Source organism: Pseudomonas sp. H1_F01 (assembly GCF_054681425.1).
The window spans coordinates 4,686,130-4,707,297 of the sequence record NZ_CP162823.1 but is presented as its reverse complement, the minus strand read 5'-3'; the positions used below and the strand labels follow the sequence as shown (position 1 = coordinate 4,707,297).

At 59.2% G+C, this 21,168-nt stretch carries 29 protein-coding genes; 19 read left to right on the top strand and 10 right to left on the bottom strand.

What is annotated here, in order from left to right; genetic code table 11:
* Positions 1-85 precede the first annotated feature (85 nt).
* The 9 genes from AB4O09_RS21280 to AB4O09_RS21240 form a co-directional block, all read right to left on the bottom strand.
* Complete coding sequence (locus AB4O09_RS21280; protein ID WP_444758317.1) at positions 86-355, bottom strand: pyocin activator PrtN family protein; 270 nt, start codon at positions 353-355, stop codon at positions 86-88.
* On the bottom strand, positions 352-2,094 hold the full coding sequence (locus AB4O09_RS21275; protein ID WP_460107499.1) for a DNA cytosine methyltransferase: 1,743 nt from the start codon (positions 2,092-2,094) through the stop codon (positions 352-354). The genes AB4O09_RS21280 and AB4O09_RS21275 overlap by 4 nt, the downstream gene beginning before the upstream one ends.
* Positions 2,095-2,338: 244 nt before the next feature.
* A complete protein-coding gene (locus AB4O09_RS21270) occupies positions 2,339-2,881 on the bottom strand; it encodes a phosphohydrolase (protein WP_460107496.1) in 543 nt (180 codons plus the stop codon).
* Complete coding sequence (locus tag AB4O09_RS21265) at positions 2,878-3,099, bottom strand: hypothetical protein (protein WP_343470278.1); 222 nt, start codon at positions 3,097-3,099, stop codon at positions 2,878-2,880. The genes AB4O09_RS21270 and AB4O09_RS21265 overlap by 4 nt, the downstream gene beginning before the upstream one ends.
* Positions 3,096-3,512: a hypothetical protein gene (locus AB4O09_RS21260; protein ID WP_460107492.1), complete on the bottom strand. Its 417-nt coding sequence runs from the start codon at positions 3,510-3,512 to the stop codon at positions 3,096-3,098. Before AB4O09_RS21260 ends, AB4O09_RS21265 begins: the two co-directional genes overlap by 4 nt.
* A 43-nt stretch (positions 3,513-3,555) precedes the next feature.
* Positions 3,556-3,885, bottom strand: a complete 330-nt coding sequence (locus tag AB4O09_RS21255) for a pyocin activator PrtN family protein (RefSeq protein WP_047227242.1) — start codon at positions 3,883-3,885, stop codon at positions 3,556-3,558.
* Entirely contained in the window at positions 3,878-4,057 is a 180-nt protein-coding gene (locus AB4O09_RS21250) for a hypothetical protein (RefSeq protein WP_334597255.1), read from the bottom strand. The genes AB4O09_RS21255 and AB4O09_RS21250 overlap by 8 nt, the downstream gene beginning before the upstream one ends.
* On the bottom strand, positions 4,044-4,328 hold the full coding sequence (locus tag AB4O09_RS21245) for a phage antirepressor KilAC domain-containing protein (protein WP_072348346.1): 285 nt from the start codon (positions 4,326-4,328) through the stop codon (positions 4,044-4,046). The genes AB4O09_RS21250 and AB4O09_RS21245 overlap by 14 nt, the downstream gene beginning before the upstream one ends.
* 10 nt (positions 4,329-4,338) lie before the next feature.
* Positions 4,339-4,923 carry a hypothetical protein gene (locus tag AB4O09_RS21240; protein WP_460107489.1) on the bottom strand — a complete coding sequence of 195 codons (585 nt, stop codon included), beginning with the start codon at positions 4,921-4,923 and terminating at the stop codon, positions 4,339-4,341.
* Positions 4,924-5,265: 342 nt separating this feature from the next.
* Between AB4O09_RS21240 and AB4O09_RS21235 the strand changes: the two genes are divergently transcribed.
* A complete protein-coding gene (locus AB4O09_RS21235) occupies positions 5,266-6,276 on the top strand; it encodes a DUF2806 domain-containing protein (RefSeq protein ID WP_460107487.1) in 1,011 nt (336 codons plus the stop codon).
* Between the two features lie 6 nt (positions 6,277-6,282).
* On the opposite strand, the gene AB4O09_RS21230 is transcribed toward AB4O09_RS21235, so the two are convergent.
* Positions 6,283-7,014, bottom strand: a complete 732-nt coding sequence (locus AB4O09_RS21230; protein WP_460107485.1) for a LexA family protein — start codon at positions 7,012-7,014, stop codon at positions 6,283-6,285.
* Positions 7,015-7,023: 9 nt separating this feature from the next.
* Here AB4O09_RS21230 and AB4O09_RS21225 point away from each other — a divergent pair, with 9 nt between their 5' ends.
* The 18 genes from AB4O09_RS21225 to AB4O09_RS21140 all read left to right on the top strand — a co-directional run bounded on the left by AB4O09_RS21225 (position 7,024) and on the right by AB4O09_RS21140 (position 21,159).
* Positions 7,024-7,350, top strand: a complete 327-nt coding sequence (locus tag AB4O09_RS21225; RefSeq protein ID WP_460107483.1) for a hypothetical protein — start codon at positions 7,024-7,026, stop codon at positions 7,348-7,350.
* 333 nt (positions 7,351-7,683) lie between these two features.
* The gene (locus AB4O09_RS21220; protein WP_200835882.1) at positions 7,684-8,202 is read left to right on the top strand and encodes a phage regulatory CII family protein; all 519 of its coding nucleotides are present in this window, start codon (positions 7,684-7,686) and stop codon (positions 8,200-8,202) included.
* On the top strand, positions 8,195-8,422 hold the full coding sequence (locus AB4O09_RS21215; protein ID WP_014339657.1) for a TraR/DksA family transcriptional regulator: 228 nt from the start codon (positions 8,195-8,197) through the stop codon (positions 8,420-8,422). Before AB4O09_RS21220 ends, AB4O09_RS21215 begins: the two co-directional genes overlap by 8 nt.
* Entirely contained in the window at positions 8,412-10,631 is a 2,220-nt protein-coding gene (locus AB4O09_RS21210; protein ID WP_460107480.1) for a VapE domain-containing protein, read from the top strand. Before AB4O09_RS21215 ends, AB4O09_RS21210 begins: the two co-directional genes overlap by 11 nt.
* On the top strand, positions 10,624-10,983 hold the full coding sequence (locus tag AB4O09_RS21205; RefSeq protein WP_014339655.1) for a PA0613 family protein: 360 nt from the start codon (positions 10,624-10,626) through the stop codon (positions 10,981-10,983). Before AB4O09_RS21210 ends, AB4O09_RS21205 begins: the two co-directional genes overlap by 8 nt.
* 511 nt (positions 10,984-11,494) lie before the next feature.
* Positions 11,495-11,839: a phage holin family protein gene (locus AB4O09_RS21200; protein WP_014339654.1), complete on the top strand. Its 345-nt coding sequence runs from the start codon at positions 11,495-11,497 to the stop codon at positions 11,837-11,839.
* Positions 11,840-11,986: 147 nt separating this feature from the next.
* On the top strand, positions 11,987-12,589 hold the full coding sequence (locus AB4O09_RS21195) for a hypothetical protein (RefSeq protein WP_014339653.1): 603 nt from the start codon (positions 11,987-11,989) through the stop codon (positions 12,587-12,589).
* A 4-nt stretch (positions 12,590-12,593) separates the two neighbouring features.
* Positions 12,594-14,606 (top strand): phage terminase large subunit family protein, encoded by a 2,013-nt coding sequence (locus tag AB4O09_RS21190; RefSeq protein WP_460107477.1) that lies wholly within the window; start codon positions 12,594-12,596, stop codon positions 14,604-14,606.
* 1 nt (position 14,607) lies between these two features.
* The gene (locus AB4O09_RS21185; RefSeq protein WP_014339651.1) at positions 14,608-14,814 is read left to right on the top strand and encodes a phage head-tail joining protein; all 207 of its coding nucleotides are present in this window, start codon (positions 14,608-14,610) and stop codon (positions 14,812-14,814) included.
* Positions 14,814-16,295, top strand: a complete 1,482-nt coding sequence (locus AB4O09_RS21180) for a phage portal protein (RefSeq protein ID WP_460107476.1) — start codon at positions 14,814-14,816, stop codon at positions 16,293-16,295. The genes AB4O09_RS21185 and AB4O09_RS21180 overlap by 1 nt, the downstream gene beginning before the upstream one ends.
* Positions 16,292-17,452 carry a head maturation protease, ClpP-related gene (locus AB4O09_RS21175; RefSeq protein ID WP_460107474.1) on the top strand — a complete coding sequence of 387 codons (1,161 nt, stop codon included), beginning with the start codon at positions 16,292-16,294 and terminating at the stop codon, positions 17,450-17,452. Before AB4O09_RS21180 ends, AB4O09_RS21175 begins: the two co-directional genes overlap by 4 nt.
* Positions 17,449-17,793 carry a head decoration protein gene (locus AB4O09_RS21170; protein WP_081352401.1) on the top strand — a complete coding sequence of 115 codons (345 nt, stop codon included), beginning with the start codon at positions 17,449-17,451 and terminating at the stop codon, positions 17,791-17,793. The genes AB4O09_RS21175 and AB4O09_RS21170 overlap by 4 nt, the downstream gene beginning before the upstream one ends.
* Positions 17,794-17,839: 46 nt before the next feature.
* Positions 17,840-18,049: a hypothetical protein gene (locus AB4O09_RS21165; protein ID WP_053124071.1), complete on the top strand. Its 210-nt coding sequence runs from the start codon at positions 17,840-17,842 to the stop codon at positions 18,047-18,049.
* A gap of 61 nt (positions 18,050-18,110) precedes the next feature.
* Positions 18,111-19,106 (top strand): major capsid protein, encoded by a 996-nt coding sequence (locus tag AB4O09_RS21160; RefSeq protein ID WP_460107471.1) that lies wholly within the window; start codon positions 18,111-18,113, stop codon positions 19,104-19,106.
* A gap of 2 nt (positions 19,107-19,108) precedes the next feature.
* Positions 19,109-19,423 (top strand): head-tail joining protein, encoded by a 315-nt coding sequence (locus tag AB4O09_RS21155; RefSeq protein ID WP_460107468.1) that lies wholly within the window; start codon positions 19,109-19,111, stop codon positions 19,421-19,423.
* The gene (locus AB4O09_RS21150; protein WP_460107466.1) at positions 19,420-20,082 is read left to right on the top strand and encodes a hypothetical protein; all 663 of its coding nucleotides are present in this window, start codon (positions 19,420-19,422) and stop codon (positions 20,080-20,082) included. The genes AB4O09_RS21155 and AB4O09_RS21150 overlap by 4 nt, the downstream gene beginning before the upstream one ends.
* Positions 20,075-20,599 carry a hypothetical protein gene (locus AB4O09_RS21145; protein ID WP_460107463.1) on the top strand — a complete coding sequence of 175 codons (525 nt, stop codon included), beginning with the start codon at positions 20,075-20,077 and terminating at the stop codon, positions 20,597-20,599. Before AB4O09_RS21150 ends, AB4O09_RS21145 begins: the two co-directional genes overlap by 8 nt.
* A complete protein-coding gene (locus AB4O09_RS21140; RefSeq protein WP_460107461.1) occupies positions 20,596-21,159 on the top strand; it encodes a phage baseplate assembly protein V in 564 nt (187 codons plus the stop codon). The genes AB4O09_RS21145 and AB4O09_RS21140 overlap by 4 nt, the downstream gene beginning before the upstream one ends.
* Positions 21,160-21,168: the final 9 nt, after the last annotated feature.

Genomic DNA, 21,168 nt, shown 5'->3' with positions numbered 1-21,168 from the left:
TTGACTGTATGCAGCAAGCGCCTTCTAGAATGAAATGTCCTGCCATGCTAGAAGGCGTGTACTTTCCGCTGTAGTAACGGCTAATTCAAGCTGCTCTGCCCATCAGCTGATTCTGTTCCCTCATGGCTTTTTCACGCTGCCGATCGATGTAGTCCGCCAGATCCTTCAAGTGAATGCCAAGCGCAGCTTTCTGAGAGTTTGCCCCCAAGCGTACGACTGGAATATCTATCTCCCCATCCAGTTGTTTTCGCTTGAACTTCTCGACCGTCAAATGCATGTAATCAGCGCATACCCGATCAAGCGGGATGACAGCTTGCCCTTCATATTGGGCCATTAGTAAGAAGAGAGTGTTCATGCCGCCTCCTTCATGGGCTCGTCTTCTTGAGCCGTATTTGCGTTGATCAATGCCATCATCGGCCAGGGGGAGACAGAATTGCCGACCATCAATACCTGGTCTTTCTTGCTGAACTTCCGGCCGTCGTGACCATGGTCAATTACGTAGTTGTCCGGGAAACCCTGGGCTCGATAAAGCTCCCGGGGCGTCAGCATGCGCATGCCAATATCGGCAATGACGTACGGTGTGCCTTTGATCACCACGGTAACCAGTGCCAGCCGGTCCCGTGTCGTGATAGTGGCCGCCGGGTCGCGCAGGTCGTAGATGTTGTCGGTGCCGTAGTACCCCATCAGGAAGGCCGCAACGCGCAGGGCGCCTTCCTCCACATCCGGTGCGAGTGTGTACTCGAGCAGCGCGTGATGTTCTGCGCCGGCACAGATAGTTGAGATCGGCTCATCCATCGCGCTGCCTACACAGTTCTTGCGCAGGGTCAGCAGGTTGGCGGTTACCAACTGTTGTTGGCTGCCCGTGGTGGTTATCGCTGTCAGAGGTTGGTCTGGGTGCCGTCCCAGCGTTTCGTTGAAGCCGCCGTTGTGTTGAGCGATGTAGGCCACGGCGAGTGCGAAGTGTCCGCCCTTGACCTGTGCGCAGATGGTCCCCAGCGGTGCGTCAGCCGGCATGGTTCGCTGGGATGTTGCATTGGCGTGCTCTGTGAGGAAAGGCGCGACTTGTGGCGTCACCAGGGCGAAGCCATGCGCTCCGGTGATGTTCTTGGTTGGATCTTGCACGGACTGGCATCGTGCAATGTCGTTGCCTGAGTGGTTGACGCTTACGATGAACGGGTCGGCATGATCGACCACATAGCGGCGAGCACCTTTGCGCACGCGCTCCATGGTCTTGTCTGCCAATGGCCGGCGAACACCAGCGGCACGGCCTTCTTCTTTCGCCAGGAAAATGCTCGGGCAGGGGATCGACCAGTCGATGCAACTGGCTGCATTGCGCCAAGCTTTTTGGCCTTTTGCGGGTGCCTTGAAGTGGGTCGGCTCCGGCCAGTACAGTGGTTTGCCATCGCATCGGGCGACCATGTAAAGGCGTTCGCGTGTGGTAGCGGCGCCAAAATCACAGGCTTTGAGCTTTCCATGCAGAATGTCATAACCCATGTTCTTAAGGATCTGCAGGAAGCGGCGCCAGGTCTTGCCCTTACGTTTCGGATCAGGCACCAGGTATTGATCCTGAACTGGAACGCGCTCGCCTGGTGCGGCCACGCTCCCATCGCGGCGAATCACCCGGCCGGTGGTTTTGCATCGCTTAGCAATCAAGGGGCCCCATTGCAGGATCTGCCAGACGTTTTCCATAGTGATGAGGTCGGGTTTGACCTGTCCGGCCCACTTGACGGTGACCCACGACAGGGAGCGGCTGGCACTGCTGCGTGGTTGACCTCCGGCGGCAAGGCTGTGATGGGTACATTCGGGGCTTGCGTGTAGGTGTGCCACGGGGCGGCCTCGTGTCGCCTTTCGGGGGCACACCTCATAGACGTCCGAGATGTAATGCTCTGCGCCTGGGTGGTTGCGCTTGTGCATGCTGATGGCTTTGGGGTTGTGGTTGATCGCGATATCGACGGCTTTGCCCGTGGCCATTTCCTGACCCATGGTTGCGCCACCACCACCGGCAAACAGATCGACGCGGATCTTGCCCGAGAGGTCGAGGCCAAATTGGGTGATGACGGCAGTGCTTATTGGGGTTTGGGAAAAGGCGGTCATACCCAGCCTCCATGCGTATACCCCACGACAGGCTGCGCGAGCGGGCGATCCTGAGCGATTAGCGTTGCTTCAGTGTGCGCTGCCCCGCGCAGCTTTTCGTGGGGTATAAGCGCCTCGGTGGTGCTGCTGGGAAGAGCAGTAATGCCTGCTGCTGCGCAGCAGAGACTGTTTTTTACAGGCGCGTCGACCTTGCTAGCGCTACGGAGCAAAGCGGCCTGGGATGGGGTGTGGTTCTGTACTTGCTTCACGCCGCTTTCCTCCGGTGTTCGATAGCGAGTTGGTCCATCAGGCGCTGGTGGTAGGTGAGCCGGGCTTCGGTGGGTGACCACGGCCGGATGCGTTCTGGCGCGGGTTTGATGCCGACAAGGCAATCCCAGGTGGCCGGGTCGGGAGGCATCAGGTCGCGGCGCTCGGTGGCCAGGGCGATCAGGTCGGCTTGGGTGACGGATGCCGGCAGATCCTGATCGATGCTGAAGCGGGTGCAAATGCGTTCCCAGATCCATGTCTCGACGTCCTGGTAGGCGTGCATCCACTGTTTGAGCGGCCGCACCATGTCGCCGATGTAGGCTTCGGTCGCGTCGTGGAGGAGGGCGGCGAGCTTGTGCTCGGCCGGCACCAGATCCGCAACCAAGCAACAGTGCTGGGCCACGCTGTAGAACTCGCTGGTGTAGCCGTTGAAGCGGCACAAATGAGCCAGTGAGTGGGCAATATCCCTCGGGTCGATCATGTCGGCGTCCGGCTCGAACAAGTCAAAGCGTTTGCCGGTATGCGTGAGGATCCAGTTCATGCTGCCTCCTTGACCAAGTCGGCTAGCAGCAGGGCGTTCTGGGTGTCCTTATGCAACTTGCGCAGGGCGTCGTAGCCGATCAGCAGCGAAAGTTGCCGGTCGAACTCTTTGCGGAATCGAGTCACTTCGCGCAGTTCGGCGGTGGCTTTGGCGTGTTGCTGGTGAAGCACGCCGGCGTCTTGAGGTGAGAGGCGTAGCGTCGGGCAATGACGGCTCATGCTGCGTCCTCCACTTTGACCTGATCCAGCAGAGCGGCCATGCCCAGCGCTTTTTCGCGCAGGTCGAGCGCCTGCTGTGCCTGTGCCTTCGAACTCATGGCGCGGAAGGTGTCAGAGGCCAACCTCAGTTTCTCGGCGATCTGCATAAGCGTTTGGCGCTCTTGAGGGCCGAAGGCTTGGCTTTCCCTCAGCCGCTTCGCATGGGCTGCGAGGTTTTTGTGATCGGCGCGAATGAATTGGAGGGATGCCTTCAGCTCACGAATGGTTTTCGCGTTGGCGGCGCGTTCGTCGTTCGTGCCCTCTTCGATGCCTTCGACGCGGCCGTCAATGAGCCCGCCTCGGTAGCCGGTCCAGTAGATGAGGGCCGCGCCGACTATCAGGCCGATCAATGCGCAGATTTGAATTGCAGTCATGTGGTGTGCTCCTGGTGGTTTGGGTGGCTGGTGGTGGCAGCCGTTACGGTTGGACTTCTTCGGTTGCGTCGGCCTGTGCCTTCGCGTGAACTTCGTCGGCCTTGTAGGCCTGGATGTCGATCAATGCCGCGACGTGGCGGATGTGCGCGTACTTCGGCGCTTTGCGACTGCTGTCCAGCGTGGTCACGGGCAGTTGAATGCGGCCGCTGGTGATTTCGGCTGCAAATGACTGCTCGTTGAGGTTGCGGAAGTACTGCACGCGCAGCTTTTCGAGGGGGATAAGCACGTCGCCGAAGGTGCGATACAGCAGCTCGACGGTGGCCGTCTCCGGTGCTGGCATCAGGCGCAGCGGGTTTTGAGGCTGGCTAGTCATGAGGCTTTGGGCTCTCCATGCGTTTGTTTCGGGCCGGGTGATTCCAGGCATTCAGGCAATGGCGTTTGGTCAGCTCGCGCAGATGTTCCGGCACCTCAAGGAGCGCGGCGTTGCGCTCCTTGAGGGTGCGTAGGGCGATGATCTGGCGGGCGTATTCCCTAGGCCACGTCACGGTTGTCTGCCGGGATGGCAGGAAGGTCGAGGCCCAGTTGTTCTGCTAGCCAGGGGATGCCGGCCTGCCGGACGCGTGTCGATTGGCTGTACTGCATGCCCAGCGTGTCGTGGTACCAGTTGCTGTCCTTGACCCGAAGGTATTCACGGTCGCGGACGGGGAACGCCGGCAGGTTGCGGTCGGTGAGCAGACCCTTCTCACGCATGAGCTTGATCAGGGCGGGGCGGGTCAGGCCGAAGTGCTTGGCGGTCTTTTCGAGATTGCGCTCCATGTCGGCCCTCCTAAGCGGCGTGCGCGGCGGGTGTCGCCAGCGCTGCCAGGTGGTTGATGGATTCGCAAACCTGCTCGTACATCTCGGCGTCGGTGCCGTACACGGTGAAGCACTTGGTACGCGGGCTTTTGACGCCGATGCTCATGACTACGGTGATGCCCGAGCGTGTCCGTGTCCTGTGCACGGCGAGCCGAATCGGCAGTTCAAAGCCCAGGTCCAGGTCGATAAATCCGCCCGTGTAAATCAGTCTGGAAACTTGTTCGCGCTGCTGGGCACTGAAAGCGCCGTACTCGCGCTCAGCATGTCGTACCGGATGCGGTTCGCCAGTCTGGTCAAAAGGACCATTGACGATCTCCTCAATGAAGTCGGCCAGCTTCAAGTGAGTTCTCTTGGTGTTAGGCAGAGTCAACGTGTGGCGCTCTGAGCCCAGCTCAATGGTGAAGGTGCTGTCCGCCTTGTTGCGTTCAACCTTCAACCGAAACGCCAGTACATCGCGTCGAGGCATTGACCGTAGGGTGTGGTTGAAAGTCCCGCTGAGGTTCCCTTGGGCGCTGAGTAAGGTCAGTGTGCGGTTGTCGATCTTGAATTTGCTCATGCCGCCCGTCCTCCGTCGTTTGGATCGAATGAAATCGGTGCGATACGGGCCTGTGGCTTGGGTTTAGATGGAATGAAGGTGCAGCCGTGACTGCGGGCCAAGCGCCTGACTTCGAAGATTCGGGATGGGTCGGCAACGGCCGGATGGATGTGCAGGGATGCTGTGGTGTGCATGGTTTTGCCTCGCTCTGTGGTGGAGAGTGAGATGGAATATCAACTATCAGTTGCTATATGTCAACAACCATAGGTTGATATTTGTCTTGGTGTCAAAAGGCCTGTATTTTCAAGGCTAGTGCGAAAAGAGTTTTTCTATCGGTTGCATCGGTGGGTAAGGAGAGCGGCAATGGAGATCCCAGGGGAGAAATTATCGATCCGGCTGTGGGAAACGTTAACCGAGAAGGCAATTGGTGGCTGGCTACGTCCCTTCCAGAAAAGGCGCGAAGGGCTAGTTGAGATAGAGCTTAAAAGAGCTGAGATATTGTCCTTGGCTCAAGCGGCACGTGACGCAGAGGAAATTACTTCTGGAGCTAAAAATCTTTCTGACTTCAAGCTTCGGTTGGATTTTTCTTCTGAGAAAGCTAAGTGTGAAGGTCAATCCAGAATCGAACCTACAGTTAATATGGCAGCCTTGATCGAGCAGACCTCTTCGCAAACCTCATACCATACAGTTCGAAAAGAGTTAAACCTAGCCCAAGCTATTCTCCATGCTGAGGAGAAAATAATTAATGATGGGGATGAGTGTTGCTCTGATGAGCACGTTGGGGAGGACTGGATTTATCGCTGGAGGGATTATGCTAGTGATGTTCATACTGAAGATATGCAGCGACTTTGGGGGCAGTTGCTTGCAGGAGAGGTTAAGGCTCCTGGTAGTTACTCGCTAAGATGCATGGAGTTTTTGAGAAGTCTGGAGCAGTCTGAAGCCAAACTTATTGAAAGGCTCGGCGGAATTGTTGTGGACGGCCTGATTATGCTCGAGCCATCTTGGAAGGAATATTTCTCTTTTGGCGAAATTTTGGAGCTTGATGCGTTAGGAATCTTAAGTGGTGTAGCTGGTGGCGGTATTCACAGGAAAGTGACCTGTTCAGATAAGTCGTGGCTACGTTTAATCGAATGTAATAAGAAATTATTAGTAGTCACGCATGTGGATGACAGTGTGACTTTAGAGTTGACTGGATATCCTTTGACTGGTTTAGGCAAGCAAATGCTGGGGTTGGGGAGTTTTGCTCAAAATGTTGAATATATTGATCAGATTATCCAACAGATAGTAAGCAAAGGTTTTAAAGTCCAAATTGGCGATTTTAAGCGTAAACCCGAAGGAGGGTACGACGTTTTTAATTTAATTGAAGTTACTTGATGTTGATTATTCTGGAGTGAATGAACCTACGACTTTTCCGCAAATGTGGGTTTCTTCGGTCAATTCTATAATAGGATATTGTGGATTTATGGGTTTTAAAAATTTTCGACCAGCATCCTCCACCAGGACTTTAAATGTTGCTTCATTTGTCCGCGGTAATCTGGCTATTACTCTGTCTCCCGTCTTTGTTTCTGCTTCGGGATCAACAAAAATAATACAGCCAGTAGGATAACTACGTCCGGGACCAGGATTCGTCATTGAATCGCCTAGAACTTTTAATGCGTAGCCTTGAGCGCTAATTGGAACAGGACAAGATAGCCAGGAATCTGGTTCATGAACCTCAAAATTTGTAATGATTTCACACCAAGCCCCCGCTTGAACCCAGGAGATCAGCGGTACCTTGCCAAAACGCTGTTTGATCTCGCTGACATTGCTCTCTTTCCCTGACCCTAGTCCGCCTTGATCATGGTAGGACTCGGGTTTTTTAGGGTGTACGCCATATTCCATCCATTCCCTGCGCACCCCAAGCCATGAGCAGAGCGTTGACATGCTATCCGCTTCGGGTATTGCTTCGCCATTAAGCCACTTACTGATGGCTTGCGGCGTCTTTTCAACACCTTTGGCTTTCAATTGACGATGAATATCCACGCCACGGCCCCGGCTACGTACGCCGAAATCGTCGAGGGCTTCGTGTAGGCGCTCGCTGAAAGCTGCGCGGATTGCATTTTTATCAACCATGAGTTGAGAGTGCCAGAAAGGTTGCTAAATAGTCAGTTGATGTTTAATATCAACCGTGAGTTGATAAGTGAGGTGGCCATGTTGGATCCTGACAATTTTTCTAACCCCATAGCATTTGCGTTCGAGGCTGTTGGTGGTATCGGAGTCGCTGCAAAGGTCTGTGGACGAAGCTACCAAGCTTTGAACAAGTGGCGTTTAGCGGGTCGTTTGCCTCGAACCGATTACACCGGTGAAACGCAATATGCGGTGCTGTTGGCTGATGTTGCAATGCGAGAGGGCAATTCATTTGAAGCGACATGGCTGCTTGAGGAATCTGTACGACAAAAAGCAGCATAACTAGAAAAAAGGCGACCCAAAGGTCGCCCAGTTCCTCCCGACACGCACCACCACAGCGCTGTCGGGTCGCGATAAAGGTAGGCGGGCACACCACATGCAAACCACCTCTCTTTATCGCGCTTTCCCAGGGCTCGGAAGCCTTGGTGTTGCTGCCTTTTCCACCACAGATTGGGCAGCTGTTGCGCCAGGGGTGAGCAAATGGATTGTTCGCCCCGGCACGGTGCCGGTGTTGATCCCGAAGATCTAGCCGGCGTTTGGGCCCTTTCAAGCCACGCGGCAAATGTATCACCACTGCATGTCGCGCGGCACTGGCAACTTTTAAGGATTAATGCCATGAGCCGAATCGCTCTGAGTTGCGTCGAACGAGCACAGCGGGAAGTCCTGCCGCTCGATCTGGCGCTTTACCATGCCGCACGGGACTATCCGGGCGGCGCCGCTGCAATCGCCGCCACCACCGGCCGAAACCCCACCACCCTGCAGCACAAGCTGTCCCCCACGCACCCCAGTCACTCGGTGAACATCCAAGAGTTTGGCGAGATCCTCGAACTGACGAAGGACAGACGCATCCTGGATGCGGTGCATGCCTTGGTCGGCGATACGATCTGGCATGAGCTGTCCGAGGTGTACACCACCGATATGCCGGAAACCCTGACCATTGGCCTCGCCGAGTATTTCCGGCAGGTGGCTGATCTGGCCGATACCTGGGCCAAGAGCATTGGTGATGGGGTGGTCAGCGATCACGAGCTGGCCGCGATCCGCCTGCAGGTGTTTCGAGGTATTCAGGGGCTGCTGGGCTTGTTCAACCGCGCCACGTACGTCAACCAGACAACGCGGGGTGACAGCCGTGGCTGACATTGCTGATTTCGCCAATGACTTGGTGCAGGAGCGCATCGATCAGGCGCTTGCTGCTCGCAGTGCGTTCAAGCCGGCGTTGCCTGGGCATTCGTTGTTGTTCTGTGAAAGCTGTGACGATCCGATCCCCGAGGCACGGCGACTGGCCCAGCAGGGCTGCACTCAGTGTGTGAACTGTCAGTCCATCGATGAGATGCGGGAGGCTCGTCATGCTCGATGACGTGCTGAATCAATTTGCGGACTTCGGTCTGGAGCCCGCGCAGCCACTGCTTTACGGCAAGCTGACTCGATGCAAGACCGCCCTGGATAAGGGCAAAGAGAAAAACGGCTGGTACGTTCTACACGAGCACCACACCGAGAAGGGCGAAACCCTGATCTTCGGTGCGTTCGGCGATTGGCGTACAGGGGAAACGCAAAAGATCAAGGTGAAACCTGGCCGGATGACGCCTGAAGAGCGTGAAGTCATGCGCGCTCGTCAGGAGGAAGCCAAGCGCAAAGCCGCCGAGAAGGCTGCCAACGCTGCCCGTCGAGCGGCTAACCGTGCTGCTGGTTTATTCAAGCGGATGCCCGAGAAGGGCCGTAGCGCCTATCTGGATCGAAAGCAGATCGTGGGCCTGGGCGTTCGTTATGCTCCGCGCTCCGGCGCGGTTTTGGTGCCCATGCAAAACGCTCGGGACCAGATCGTCGGGTTACAAGTGATATTTCCCGAGAAGCAAGAGGACACTGGCCGCGACAAGTCTTACTGGCCCTATGGGATGGCGAAGGAAGGCGCCTTCCACCTCATTGGTCCGCACCCTGAGCCGGGCGAGCCAGTGCTGGTATGTGAGGGCTACGCCACCGGTGCAAGCCTGCACATGGCGACCTCGTTGACGGTCGCCATTGCCTTTGATGCGGGCAACCTCATGATGGTCGCCAAGGCAATGCGCGAGCGGTTCCCGGGGCGTCCAATCATCATCTGCCGGGACGATGACTGGAAAACCAAGCGCCCGAATGGCGAGCCCTGGAACCCAGGTGAAGAGAAAGCCAACAACGCGGCAACGGTTGTAGGGGGTCAGGTAGTCGGTCCTATCTTTTCGGGGGAGCGAGAGGACAAGTGGACCGACTTCAACGACCTGCACTGTGCTGAAGGATTGGAGGCGGTGCGCCGCCAGGTTCTGGCGGTGGTCAAGCCCCCTGCAGCGGGTGGCTGGAAAGACCAGTTGGCCCGCACGGAAAACGGCATGTTGATCGCGCACATGCAAAACGTAGAGCTGATCCTTGGCAATGACGAACGTTGGGCCGGTGTAATTGGCTTCAGTGCGTTCAGCTCCAAGATCGTCAAGCTGCGTGCTGCCCCGTATGGCGGCGGTGTCGGTGATTGGGCTGACATTGATGACATGCTGGTCATGAAGTGGCTCGCTCAACAGTACAACCTGCGGGTCAAGGCGAGCAGCGTTATTGAGGCTGTCAGTGTTGTTGCACATGACCATGCCTTTCACCCGGTACGCGATTATCTCAATGGCTTGGAGTGGGATCGGGTACCCCGGCTCGACACCTGGTTGACAGACATCATGGGCGTAGCCCCGACGGATTACAGCTCCAAGGTCGGTAAGCGCTGGATGGTGTCGGCGGTCGGTCGGGTGATGCAGCCGGGCTGCAAGGCTGACTCGGTGATGATCCTCGAAGGCGCACAGGGCGCCGGTAAATCCACGGCCATGTCGGTGCTGGGAGGTGCCTGGTTTATGGATACCCCCTTCGCCTTGGGCGACAAGGATGGGTTTCAGGCGATACGCGGCAAGTGGATCGTTGAGCTGGGGGAGCTGGACAGTTTCAACAAGGCCGAGTCCACCAAGGCGAAGCAGTTCTTCTCGGCCTCGACGGACACTTACCGCGAGAGCTATGGCCGCAGAACGATGGACGTGCCACGCCAGTGTGTTTTCGTGGGTACGACTAACCAGGATGAATACCTAAAGGATGCCACCGGCAACCGTCGATATTGGCCGGTTGCTTGTACCAAGGTGGACCTTGATAAGTTGCGCGAGATCCGTGACCAGCTGTGGGCCGAGGCGATGTTTTGCTATCAGTCTGGCGATATCTGGTGGGTTAACCGGGAGGAGGCGCCACTGTTCGCTGAAGCTCAGGAAGAGCGCTTTGTGGTGGATGAGTGGGAAGGCCCCATTCTGACTTGGCTCGAGGAGTATCAGGTTGGAGAGACGGCGACCGGCACAGACATTTTGCTTGGGGCTTTGAAGCTGGACTACGGACATTGGGGCAAGCCTGAACAGATGCGCGTTGGGGCGATCATGCACCGGTTGGGTTGGCGTAAGGTCCGGCTATCCGCATTGCCTAAGAGCGGCGTCCGGCCCTGGGGTTACAAGAGGCCAAAAGATTGGGGTGGAGCATCGAACCTGAAAGTCCAGCCGATTCAGGAGCCATGTTTCGATGATTAAGGAAATCGATGCGCGGCTGCGTAAATGGGCCGAGGAGCTGCATAGCGACCTCAGTGCAGGCGGGCTCGCCGGTGGGAACATGGTTGCCATGATGATGGAGAGCAATGGGCAACTGATTCGAGGCCGGCGGGCGTTCCGTGCGCCCTTGGAAGGTTCTCTGGATATTGAGCTGATCGTGACCAAACATCTCGATCCGGTGCATGAGCAAATCGTGCGAGAGCACTACTGCAACCAAGACACCGACATGCGCCTGAAGTATGCCCATTGCAGCTGCGGGCGTGACACCTACTACCAGCGCCTGCATGACGCGCACCTGTGCATCTATGGGCTGTTGATGGGGATCGCTGCTTGATCCTGTCTGCGTCTGTGGCTGTCCTACCGGCTCGCCTTGTCCCACTGTTGTTTGATGCAGCTGGACGAGCGCGGGCCGCGCTGTTGTTGGTCTGTCCTACTGTCCAACCTTCCCGCACGTCCCGCCCATGTGTGAGCGTAGCGGGAGTGCATACGCGCCCATGGCGCGCACGCGTGCTCTTAGCTTTTTCTCTTTACGGGAGAGAATAGAAAATAAAGTAGGACAGTGGGGCAGGCCCCGATTCTAGGCGTCTGTAGCTGTCCTACTTTGACCCGAGATAGTGGGACAGGAAGGACAGCGCCCCAGGCGCTGGAAGCCGAAATAAAGATATTCGCCGACATTGCCTAGGCGTTCACCAGACATTCACCGGGTGGCATTAAAACAGGCTTGCTGCCACCGGAATCGACCTGTAAAAAGTACTCATCTTCGATAGGTGCGACCGCATAAAGCGGCAGGCACCACACACCAAACCCGGCCCTTGCGCCGGGTTTTTGCGTTTAAGGGGCGGGCAATGACGAGCGAGCAGCAAGCACTGGCAGAGATGCCGATCTGGTTAGTAATTCTTCTGGCCTTGGTCGGCGGCGTATCGGGGGAGATGTGGCGTGCCGACAAGGACGGGGCGCGGGGCTGGGTGTTGTTGAGGCGCCTGGCACTGCGGTCCGGTGGCTGCGTTGTCTGCGGGGTGTCGGCGATGATGTTGATGATCGCCGCCGGCATGTCGCTCTGGACAGCAGGCGCCTTGGGAAGCCTGACGGCGATGGCCGGCGCCGATGTAGCCATCGGCCTTTACGAACGCTGGGCCGCCAAGCGGCTGGGTGTAGCAGAGGCACCACCCAGCGCTGGCGGGCAGGGGTGATTTTGGCGCCGGGGACCCTGGCAACATTCCAGGGGTACGGGGTCGCAAACCCGCGGGAAAGCGTTAGCGGAAGGGTTGCCAGCTTACTGAAATTCAACCCATTGAAATTGAAAGGTCTGCATTGAAAAGCCGTTGAAAGGAGGGCTCATGACAGAACCACAGTACCTGTCGAAAAGCGCCTTCGCGGCCCGGATCGGCAGAGCACCGAGTTACATCACCTGGTTGAAAAACAATAACCGGCTGGTGCTCAGTGCCGACGGCAAACAAGTTGATGTTCAGGCCAGCGAAGCGTTGATTCGCGACACTGCCGACCCGAGCAAAGCCGCCGTTGCCGAGCGTCACCAGCAGGACCGGATTCAGCGTGACGTGTACGGCCAGCTTTCAACCTCGGTTGAGCCGACTTGCACGGCTGCGCCGCCGCCCGCGAACACCCCTGCGGGGCAGCTCCCCGACTTCCAGAAAGCCCGCGCTCTGCGCGAGCACAACCTGGCCCAGCTCGCGGAAATCGAGCTGCACAAAGCCAAGGGATCGCTGGTCGCATTACCCGCTGTGAAACTGGGTGCCTACAACGCTGGCCGCCTCCTGCGCGATCAGCTGTTCGGCATGCCGCCACAACTGGCGCCGGAGCTGGCGGTCATGACTGACCCCTGGGAAATCGAAAAGCACCTGACGGCGGCATTGCGCCGCACGCTGGAGGACGCGGAGCGCCTGTCCTCGGCGGACCTTGAACACGCCCTGAACACGAGTTGAGCCTATGCCCACGGAAATCCCTGACGGTGCAGAGGTGTACCGCGAGGCGTATTTCCGTGGGCTGCGTCCCGACCCGGATGTCTGGATCGATGTATGGGCCGACGAATACATGCGCATCCCGCGTGACACCGGCGCCGCCGAGCCCGGCCAGTACCGCACGGCGCGTACACCGTATGCCCGCGAACCCATGCGTTGCTTGTCACCGGCTCACCCCTGCAAACGCGTGGTGACCATGGTCGCCTCGCAGTTGATGAAAACCCAGATCGCCTTGAACTGGATCGGCGGCCTGATCCACATGGCGCCGTCGAACATCCTGACGTTGCTGCCGAGCCTGGGCTTGGCGAAGCGGGTCTCCTCGCGGATTGGCAAGACCATCAAGGCCACGCCGGTGCTGCGCGAACGGGTGGCCTCCAGCCGCTCGCGAGACTCGCGCAACACCATGGACACCAAGGAGTTCGAAGGCGGGTCGCTGTACGTCACGACAGCCGGCTCGGCGGCCAACCTTTCGGAGCTGTCGGCGCGCTACGTCTACGGCGACGAGATTGACCGTTGGGAAGTGGACATCGGCGAGGAGGGCGACCCCATCGAGCTGGCGGAAACGCGGGGTAGTACGTTCGGTCGCAATGCGAAGTTCTACTTCTCCAGTTCCCCAACCATCAAGGGCGCCTCGCGGATCTCCGACCTGTTCGAGGGCAGCGACCAGCGGCACTACTACGTGCCGTGCCCGACCTGCGGCCACATGCAGACCCTGGAATGGGAACGCCTGCACTACTCGGGGGACTTCAGCGTGGTGCACTACCAGTGCGCGGGCCCTGATTGTGACGTGCTGATCGAGGAGTACCACAAGGCCGAGATGCTCGCCAAAGGCGAATGGCGCGCCCATGCCGAGGGTGACGGCGAGACGGTGGGGTTCACCCTCAACGCCTTATATTCACCGCTCGGCTGGATGGACTGGAAGTCCCTCGCCAAGCAGTTCGAAAAGGCCAAAAAAGCCCAGGCCAAGGGCGACCTTGAACCGATGCAGGTGTTCTATAACACGCGTTTGGCGAAGGTGTGGGACAGCGCCCAGGAGCAAACCAAGGCCGATACCCTGAAGCACCGGGCACGCCTGGAAAACTTCACCCTCGGCTCGATGCCGGCCGGCGTGCTCATGATCACCGGCGCTGTTGACGTCCAGGCCAACCGCCTGGAGTTCATGGCGATGGGCTGGGGCGTTGGCATGGAGCGCTGGGTCATTGACTATCAGATTGTCGCAGGCGACCCGGCAGACGACCGCACCTGGGCGGCGCTGGACGAATTGCTCAAGGCCAAATACCGGCATCCGTGCGGTGTTGGCCTGGGCATTCTGGCGACGGCTGTCGACTCCGGCGGCCATCACACCGATGAGGTCTATCAGTTCTGCCGCGTGCGCCGCTGGCGAAACGTGTTCGCCATCAAGGGCGCGAGCAAGCCCGGCAAGCCCGTGATTGCCCAGCGGCCATCCATGGTGGATGTGACCTGGAAGGGCCAGACCGAACGCAACGGCGCCGAGCTGTGGTTTGTCGGTACCGACACGGCGAAAGACTGGATCTACAACCGCTACCCGTTCGAGAGCGGGCCAGGCGCGTTGCACTTTGCCAGTGACCTGCCGGACGACTTCTTCGCACAGTGCGTGGCCGAACGTAAGGTCGCCCGGTATGTGCGGGGTCACAAGCGCATTGAATGGGTCAAGGGCAAGGCCGAGCGCAACGAAGCCCTCGATCTGATGGTGTACTGCCTTGCCATGGCGCATTACCTGGGCATCAACCGCTACAAGGAGCACGACTGGGAGCGGGTCCGCCAGGCCCTGGCGCAGTCTGGGTTGTTCGATGACGCGCTGGGGATCAAGCCCGTGCAAGGCGAACGAGTCGTTCAGCCTGTTCCGGCGGCCATGCCCCAACTCGCACCACAACCTGTCGTTCAAGCGGCTCAACCACGACCCGCTGCACCACCCCCTCAACGCCGCAGCTCCACCAGCGGCTATCTGAAGAGACGCTGATATGTCCTTTACACAGAAGCACCTCGACGCGGTTGAGGCGGCCATCGCTCGCGGTGAGAAAGTCGTGCGCTACACCGACCGCACCGTGGAGTACCGCACCGTCGACGAGCTGATCAAGGCCCGCGATGAGATCCGCACCTCTCTGGTCAACTCGGCCGGGCCGCGCTCCCGCGTAGTCCGGCTTTATCACGGAGGCAAAGGAGTCTGATGGCCCGACACTATCCGACGCTCAGCCGTAGCGGATTCTTGTTGCCGTCGAACATCAAGGCCAGTTACGAAGGCGCCGGAGAGGGTCGCCGATCCACTGGCTGGGATGCACCCGACAACGGAATCAACAGCATCAACACACCGGCACTGCGCAACCTGCGCGGCCGGTCGCGGGCTGCGGTACGCAACGACCCGTACGCCTTCAACGTCATCGACAAACGCGTCAGCAACTTGATCGGCACGGGCATCACGCCCAGGCCGAACACCGAAGACAACGCGCTTCGAAAGCTGCTGCAGCTGCTTTGGGATGACTGGGTGGACGAGTCGGACGCCGATGAGCACACCGACTTCTATGGGCAGCAGGCGCTGGTCGCTCGCACCGTCGAGACTTCCGGCGAATGCTTTGTCCGCTTACGACCCCGCCGCCTGGACGAGGGGCTGGCGGTGCCGCTTCAGGTGCAGATCCTTGCGCCGGAGTTCGTGCCCCACGACAAATTCGAGACCACGCGCACCGGCAACGCCATTCGTGCTGGCATCGAGTTCAATCCGGAGGGCAAGCGGGTGGCCTACTGGATGTACCTGTCGCACCCTCGCGACGGCGTATCGCTGAACGCGGGTTACAACCAATTGGTACGGGTGCCGGCATCACAGGTGCTGCACATCTTCGAACCAGTAGAGCCGGGGCAATTGCGCGGTGTACCGCGCCTGTCTCCCGTACTCAAGCGCCTGCGTAGCCTGGATAATTATGACGACGCAGTGCTGTTCCGGCAGGAAGTAGCAAACCTCTTTGCCGGATTCATCAGCCGCCCGGCACCGGAGTCTGGCCCCGTGCCAAGGGATCCCGTTACCGGTGAGCCGCTGAGCTTTGACCGTGACGGCTTCACGCCCATGGTCGCGCTGGAGCCCGGCACCATGCAGGAGCTGGGGCCGGGAGAGGAGGTTGAGTTCTCCAAACCGCCGGACGCAGGCAATAACTACCCCGACTTCATGCGCCAACAACTGATGGCCGCAGCGGCGGGCACCGGCACACCGTACGAGATCCTCACCGGTGACATGCGTGAAGTGAATGACCGGGCGTTGCGCGTCGTGTTGAACGAGTTCCGGCGCCGCCTGGAACAGCTTCAGTTCGGCGTTTATGTGCACCAGCTCTGCCGCCCGATCCGTGCCGCCTGGATGGACATGGCGGTCCTGTCCGGTGCCTTGGTGCTGGACGACTACGCCAAACGGCGCCGCGAATACCTGCGCACACGCTGGGTGCCGCAAGGCTGGGCCTACATCCAGCCCGTCCAGGATGTGCAGGCCCGCCGTATGGAAGTACAAGCCGGCTTCGCCTCACGCAGCGAAATGGTCACCCGCACCGGTTACGACGCCGAAACCGTCGACGCGGAAAACGCAGCCGACAACGCAAGGGCCCAAGCGCTGGGCCTCAACTACAACACGCACGAAGCCGTCGAGGTTACTGACGACAAGGAGCAACCATGAGCAAACCAGCGCTTCCGCGCATTTACAACAGAGCCGGCCAGCGGGTGAACGTCCAGGACAAGACCTGGTACGCCATGCAGGAGAACGGCGAAGCCGAAGAGCGGGTTATCGAGGTGTTCGTCTACGGCGAGATCGGCACCTGGGGCATCACGGCGAATCAGTTCGTGCAGGATCTGCGCGCCATGGACGACGGCGTATCGCCGGTTATCGCCGCATTCAACAGCATCGGCGGCGATTTGTTCGATGGTCTGGCGATGCACAACGCGTTGTCCCGCTTGGGCGAGCGTTGCACCGGCCGGGTCGATGCCTTGGCAGCCAGCGCGGCCAGTGTCGCGGTCTGCGGGGCGCACCGTGTGGTCATCGCCTCCAACGCCATGCTGATGATCCACAACCCATGGACCTACGCGGCAGGGGACGCCGAAGACTTCCGCAAGGTGGCCGACGTCCTGGATCAAACCATGGAGGCCATTATCGCGGCCTACAAGGCCAAGGCGCCGGACATCGACGAAGCCGAGCTTCGGCGTCTGGTGGCAGCTGAGACCTGGTTGACCGCCAACGAAGCGGTGGCCCTGGGGCTGGCCGATGAGGTGGGCGACGGGGTGAAGGTCAAGGCGTGTTTGGGGCAGGGCGCCGTGCTGCAGCGTTACCAGCATGCCCCGGCTGAATTGCTTGCCCAACTGGACGAGCCACCTGAGCCGGATATCGAGCTGGAGCCTGAACCTACTGATCCGCCCCAGGAGTCTCCTGTGGCGAACTCGGCCAAGCTGGCCTTGATGATCACCCAGCGTTGTACGGCGGACGGCATCAGCAACCTGATTGAGCCGTTGCTCAACTCGACCAAGCTTGAAAACGAGGCCATCGTCCTGGCGGGCTTGGCCCGCGCCAAGGCCGTAAACGATCTGTGCGTTGCCGCACGACTGCCCGAGTTCAGCGCCGAGTACGTCGCGGCCGGTTTGGATGCCGCCTCGGTTCGAGCGCGTCTGTTCGACAAGTTGGTGGGCAGCGGCAAAGGCTTCGAGATCGACAACAGCCTACCGTTCAACGCAGACCCGGCCCCGAAGGTCCAGGCCAAACAACCCGACCCCACCTCTATCTGGGCAGCCCGTCAGGCGGCGCAGTCAGGTAGCGCGAATACCTCGAAAGGAGCAAGACCATGACCATCAAACTGGAACCGATGCACGCCGGAGAATTTCTCCTGTCCGAGGGTGCCGGGAACATCTCGCGTGAAGCGATCAACGTCGCGGCAGGCCCAGCCCTGAACCCAGGGCAGGTCCTCGGGCTGATCACCGCCACAGGCGAGTTTGCCCCTTACGACCCGACATCCGAAGACGGCACGCAAACCGCCGTGGCGATCCTCTTCGGCCCGCTTGGCGAATCCGACGTGGTCCGTCGAGCCCGTGCCGTGGTGCGTCTGGCGGAGGTGAGCGAAGCCCATCTGACCGGCCTGGACCCTGACGCGGAAAGGGCCCTCGCCGCGCATTTTTTGATCGTTCGTTAAAGTGGTTGAACTAGCATGAGAGAAAACTTCCCTAAGGACGATTTCTATGCCAGACCACAACGAAGCCCTAGCCAGCGCCCTGGAGCTATTGCTGATCAATCAGAACGCAATTGGCGCTGCCGTTGAAGAACTTTCCAACTGGGTCGCTGATAGAGGTTCGTTGGACGTTGCGGACAACATCACGACTGCTTTGGAAACACTGGACCTGAATGCCGATGGGATCGGCAATGCAATTCGAGCCCTGCGTCAGGGATAGATCTACAAACAATCTTTTTTGAACCCGCTCCGGCGGGTTTTTTCATTTCTGGAGTGTACCCATGGCCGATTTCGCCATTTTTGACGACGAAGCGTTTGCCGTACCGGCGCTCACCGCAGCAATCAACGAACAACCCTATTTGCCGGGCCGCATCAGCAGCCTCGGCCTGTTTCAAGAAGAGGGTGTTGCTACCCTGACAGTGCAAATCGAGAAGGATGGCGACACCCTGGCCCTGGTGCCTGCGGGTGAGCGCGGTACTTCGGGTCTGGTCGTCGGTTCCAGCAAACGCAAGATGATTCCTTTCAACACCGTGCACCTGCCGGAACGCTTTACCATCAAGGCCGACGAGATCCAGGGCATCCGAGCGTTTGGCACCCGTACTGAGTTGCAAGCGGTACAGGACGTCGTGAATACCCGTCTTGCCAAAGCGCGCCGCCAGTTGGACGCCACACACGAATTCCAGCGCATGGGCGCGCTCAACGGCCTGATTCTGGACGCCGACGGTTCGACACCTCTGTTGGACCTGTACGCCACCTTCGGAGTGTCCCGACAAAAACTGTCCATGGGGCTGAACGACCCGAGCACCGAACTGCGCGTTAAGTGCGGGGAGGCGTTGGACATGCAGGAGGACGCGCTGGGCAGCGTCACCAGCACCGGCTCCCGCGCCTTCTGTGGCAAGAATTTCTGGAACAAGCTGATCGTTCACAAGTCGGTCAAGGAAACCTACATCGCCACGCAGCAAGCGGCGGCATTGAGAGGTGACGCTCGGGAGAGTTTCGAGTTCGGCGGCATCGTCTGGGAGCGCTACCGTGGCAAGGTGGCCGGTGTGGCCTTCGTCCACGACGATAAGGCGCTGCTGGTCCCTGAAGGCGTGCCGGACCTGTACATCTCGGTGTTCGCTCCGGCGGACTACATGGAAACGGTCAATACCCAGGGCATTCCGTACTACAGCAAGCTGGAGCCGTTGCCGTTCAACAAGGGCGTGGCCGGCGAAGCGCAATCCAACCCGCTGCACCTGTGCTCACGGCCCCGTGCTCAGATCCTGCTGGAACTCTAACCATGAGCTTTCGCGAGCTGGTCAGCGACCTGGACAACACGGTATTCGATGTCCTCGGCGACCCGGTGCTGATCGAAGGTCGCCCAGTCCTTGGTATGTTTTCGGCGCCATGGTTGCAACCCAAACTCGGCCGGATCAACACCGGCCTGCGCGAGCCGCACCTGGTCATCCGGGTGGCAGACGCCGAGGGCGTCAGTGAGCGGCAAGATGTCGTGGTCGACCTGCCGGTGCATGACGGCGGTGGTAATTACATCGTCGTCAGGCCGGAGCCCGGCGGCGATGGTTTGGTGACTCTGGTGCTGAGGAAATCCCCATGAGCGTCGGCAGCTACGTCAAGCAGTCAGCCAGCAGCGGCATAATCACGCTGCAGGCTGATCGGTCGGATCTGAAAGCGTTTGCTGACTTCGCAGCGCTGGTGCCCAAGGCTTCCTTAGCTGCACAGCGCCGGGCCATCAACAAAACGCTACGGTGGTTGCGAACCCACATTGCCCGCACCGTCAGCCGGCAGGAGCGCATCGCGGTGTCAGCGGTACGGCAGCGCCTGCGTGCCTACCCGCTTTCTGGTAACGGGCAAGGCAAGCTGTGGTTCGGCATCAATGCGATTGAGGCCAGCCGTGCGGGTCGACCACGACAATCACGGTCAGGTGTTTCGGTAGCGGGCCGTCGATATGAAGGAGCGTTTTTCAAAAAGGTCTATGGCAGCCGGCCCGACATCTGGATTCGAACCGCGAGCAAGCACTTCAAGGCCAGCGATTATCCCGACAGTGAGGTATCTGGCGGTGGTGGGGCTAGCTCAGGCTGGATCTCGGAGAACGACAGCCGTTTTCCACTTGCCAAGGCCAAGATATCCCTGGAGGACGTCCGGCCGCACTTCGAGTCATGGACCAATCGGGCTCACCAACGCCTGCTTGAGATCCTGGAGCAGGAACTGAACTTTGAACTGCAGAAGTATCTGCGAGGATCCGCCCGTGTCTGACTTCAGTCTTGAGCTTTTGTATCAGGCCGTTGAGGCTCAAATCGACCAAGCGATCCCAGGATTGGCTTGCGTGCGCACCATGCCCTATATGGCCGATCACATCGACTTGCCTGCTGCGGTGATTGAACTGGCGGAGTTGGAACCCGGCCAAGATCCCGGAACAGGGGAGACGGCGCTGGTTGCGCGCTTGGAGGTGCGCTTCATCGTCGGCGGTGAGGATGCCGAATGCCAGCAGAAAGCGGCATTCGCCGCTGCACAAATGGCCGTGCTGTTGCGTATCCAGACATGGGGGCTGGAGGTCGAGCCCGCCGAGTTTGTTCGGGCAGCCCAAGACTGGACTCGCCCCGAATTGGACGGCTATGCGGTCTGGGTCGTTGAATGGACCCAGACAATTTACCTGGGTGTAGAAGAGTGGCCGTGGCCGAATCAGCCACCGGGTACCTTGCTCTGGGGTTTCAGCCCTGACACGGGGCCTGGCAGCGAAGGAAGCTACCAGCCACCGGAGGATATGGCATGAGCTACCCCAGTGCGCAGCATGACCGCATGCTGGCCGGCCTGGTCAAGGATTGTTATGTGGTCGCGCTGGACCTGACCGCTTCGCCGCCCGCATGTCGGGTGTCGGATGGGGACTGGGTCAGTGCCTGGGTGCGTTGGCACAGCATCGCCGCCGGTAAAGCCCGTCATTGGCGAGCGCCCAGCATGGGCGAGCAGGGAACTCTGGTAAGTGCCAGCGGTGATGTGGCGCAGGGCACATTTATCCCCGGTCTGTATGGTGATGCCGGGGCACCACCGGACAACCGCGACCATGTCGAGGTGTGGCGTTTCGAGGATGGTGGCTCGCTGGTCTATGACTGGCAGGCCAGCACCTACACCATCACCGTGCCAAGCGGTACCGTGACCATCAAAGTCGGCGGAACCGAAGTGGTCGTAACGGACAGCGAGATCAACGCCACGGCAGGCGATATCACCCTGACCGGCAATGTGCTGATCAACGGCCGGTTACAGGTCACGGGCGATATCAACGGCGGCGGAAAAATCATCGACACCACTGGCAACACGCCGAACCACAAACACTGACTCCGACAT

Bases quoted from the DNA above. Each gene is read 5' to 3' on its own strand.
- AB4O09_RS21280 (WP_444758317.1), bottom strand. From the start codon at position 355: ATGAACACTCTCTTCTTACTAATGGCCCAATATGAAGGGCAAGCTGTC.
- AB4O09_RS21275 (WP_460107499.1), bottom strand. From the start codon at position 2,094: ATGACCGCCTTTTCCCAAACCCCAATAAGCACTGCCGTCATCACCCAA.
- AB4O09_RS21270 (WP_460107496.1), bottom strand. From the start codon at position 2,881: ATGAACTGGATCCTCACGCATACCGGCAAACGCTTTGACTTGTTCGAG.
- AB4O09_RS21265 (WP_343470278.1), bottom strand. From the start codon at position 3,099: ATGAGCCGTCATTGCCCGACGCTACGCCTCTCACCTCAAGACGCCGGC.
- AB4O09_RS21260 (WP_460107492.1), bottom strand. From the start codon at position 3,512: ATGACTGCAATTCAAATCTGCGCATTGATCGGCCTGATAGTCGGCGCG.
- AB4O09_RS21255 (WP_047227242.1), bottom strand. From the start codon at position 3,885: ATGACTAGCCAGCCTCAAAACCCGCTGCGCCTGATGCCAGCACCGGAG.
- AB4O09_RS21245 (WP_072348346.1), bottom strand. From the start codon at position 4,328: ATGGAGCGCAATCTCGAAAAGACCGCCAAGCACTTCGGCCTGACCCGC.
- AB4O09_RS21240 (WP_460107489.1), bottom strand. From the start codon at position 4,923: ATGAGCAAATTCAAGATCGACAACCGCACACTGACCTTACTCAGCGCC.
- AB4O09_RS21235 (WP_460107487.1), top strand. From the start codon at position 5,266: ATGGAGATCCCAGGGGAGAAATTATCGATCCGGCTGTGGGAAACGTTA.
- AB4O09_RS21230 (WP_460107485.1), bottom strand. From the start codon at position 7,014: ATGGTTGATAAAAATGCAATCCGCGCAGCTTTCAGCGAGCGCCTACAC.
- AB4O09_RS21220 (WP_200835882.1), top strand. From the start codon at position 7,684: ATGAGCCGAATCGCTCTGAGTTGCGTCGAACGAGCACAGCGGGAAGTC.
- AB4O09_RS21210 (WP_460107480.1), top strand. From the start codon at position 8,412: ATGCTCGATGACGTGCTGAATCAATTTGCGGACTTCGGTCTGGAGCCC.
- AB4O09_RS21205 (WP_014339655.1), top strand. From the start codon at position 10,624: ATGATTAAGGAAATCGATGCGCGGCTGCGTAAATGGGCCGAGGAGCTG.
- AB4O09_RS21200 (WP_014339654.1), top strand. From the start codon at position 11,495: ATGACGAGCGAGCAGCAAGCACTGGCAGAGATGCCGATCTGGTTAGTA.
- AB4O09_RS21195 (WP_014339653.1), top strand. From the start codon at position 11,987: ATGACAGAACCACAGTACCTGTCGAAAAGCGCCTTCGCGGCCCGGATC.
- AB4O09_RS21190 (WP_460107477.1), top strand. From the start codon at position 12,594: ATGCCCACGGAAATCCCTGACGGTGCAGAGGTGTACCGCGAGGCGTAT.
- AB4O09_RS21185 (WP_014339651.1), top strand. From the start codon at position 14,608: ATGTCCTTTACACAGAAGCACCTCGACGCGGTTGAGGCGGCCATCGCT.
- AB4O09_RS21180 (WP_460107476.1), top strand. From the start codon at position 14,814: ATGGCCCGACACTATCCGACGCTCAGCCGTAGCGGATTCTTGTTGCCG.
- AB4O09_RS21175 (WP_460107474.1), top strand. From the start codon at position 16,292: ATGAGCAAACCAGCGCTTCCGCGCATTTACAACAGAGCCGGCCAGCGG.
- AB4O09_RS21170 (WP_081352401.1), top strand. From the start codon at position 17,449: ATGACCATCAAACTGGAACCGATGCACGCCGGAGAATTTCTCCTGTCC.
- AB4O09_RS21165 (WP_053124071.1), top strand. From the start codon at position 17,840: ATGCCAGACCACAACGAAGCCCTAGCCAGCGCCCTGGAGCTATTGCTG.
- AB4O09_RS21160 (WP_460107471.1), top strand. From the start codon at position 18,111: ATGGCCGATTTCGCCATTTTTGACGACGAAGCGTTTGCCGTACCGGCG.
- AB4O09_RS21155 (WP_460107468.1), top strand. From the start codon at position 19,109: ATGAGCTTTCGCGAGCTGGTCAGCGACCTGGACAACACGGTATTCGAT.
- AB4O09_RS21150 (WP_460107466.1), top strand. From the start codon at position 19,420: ATGAGCGTCGGCAGCTACGTCAAGCAGTCAGCCAGCAGCGGCATAATC.
- AB4O09_RS21140 (WP_460107461.1), top strand. From the start codon at position 20,596: ATGAGCTACCCCAGTGCGCAGCATGACCGCATGCTGGCCGGCCTGGTC.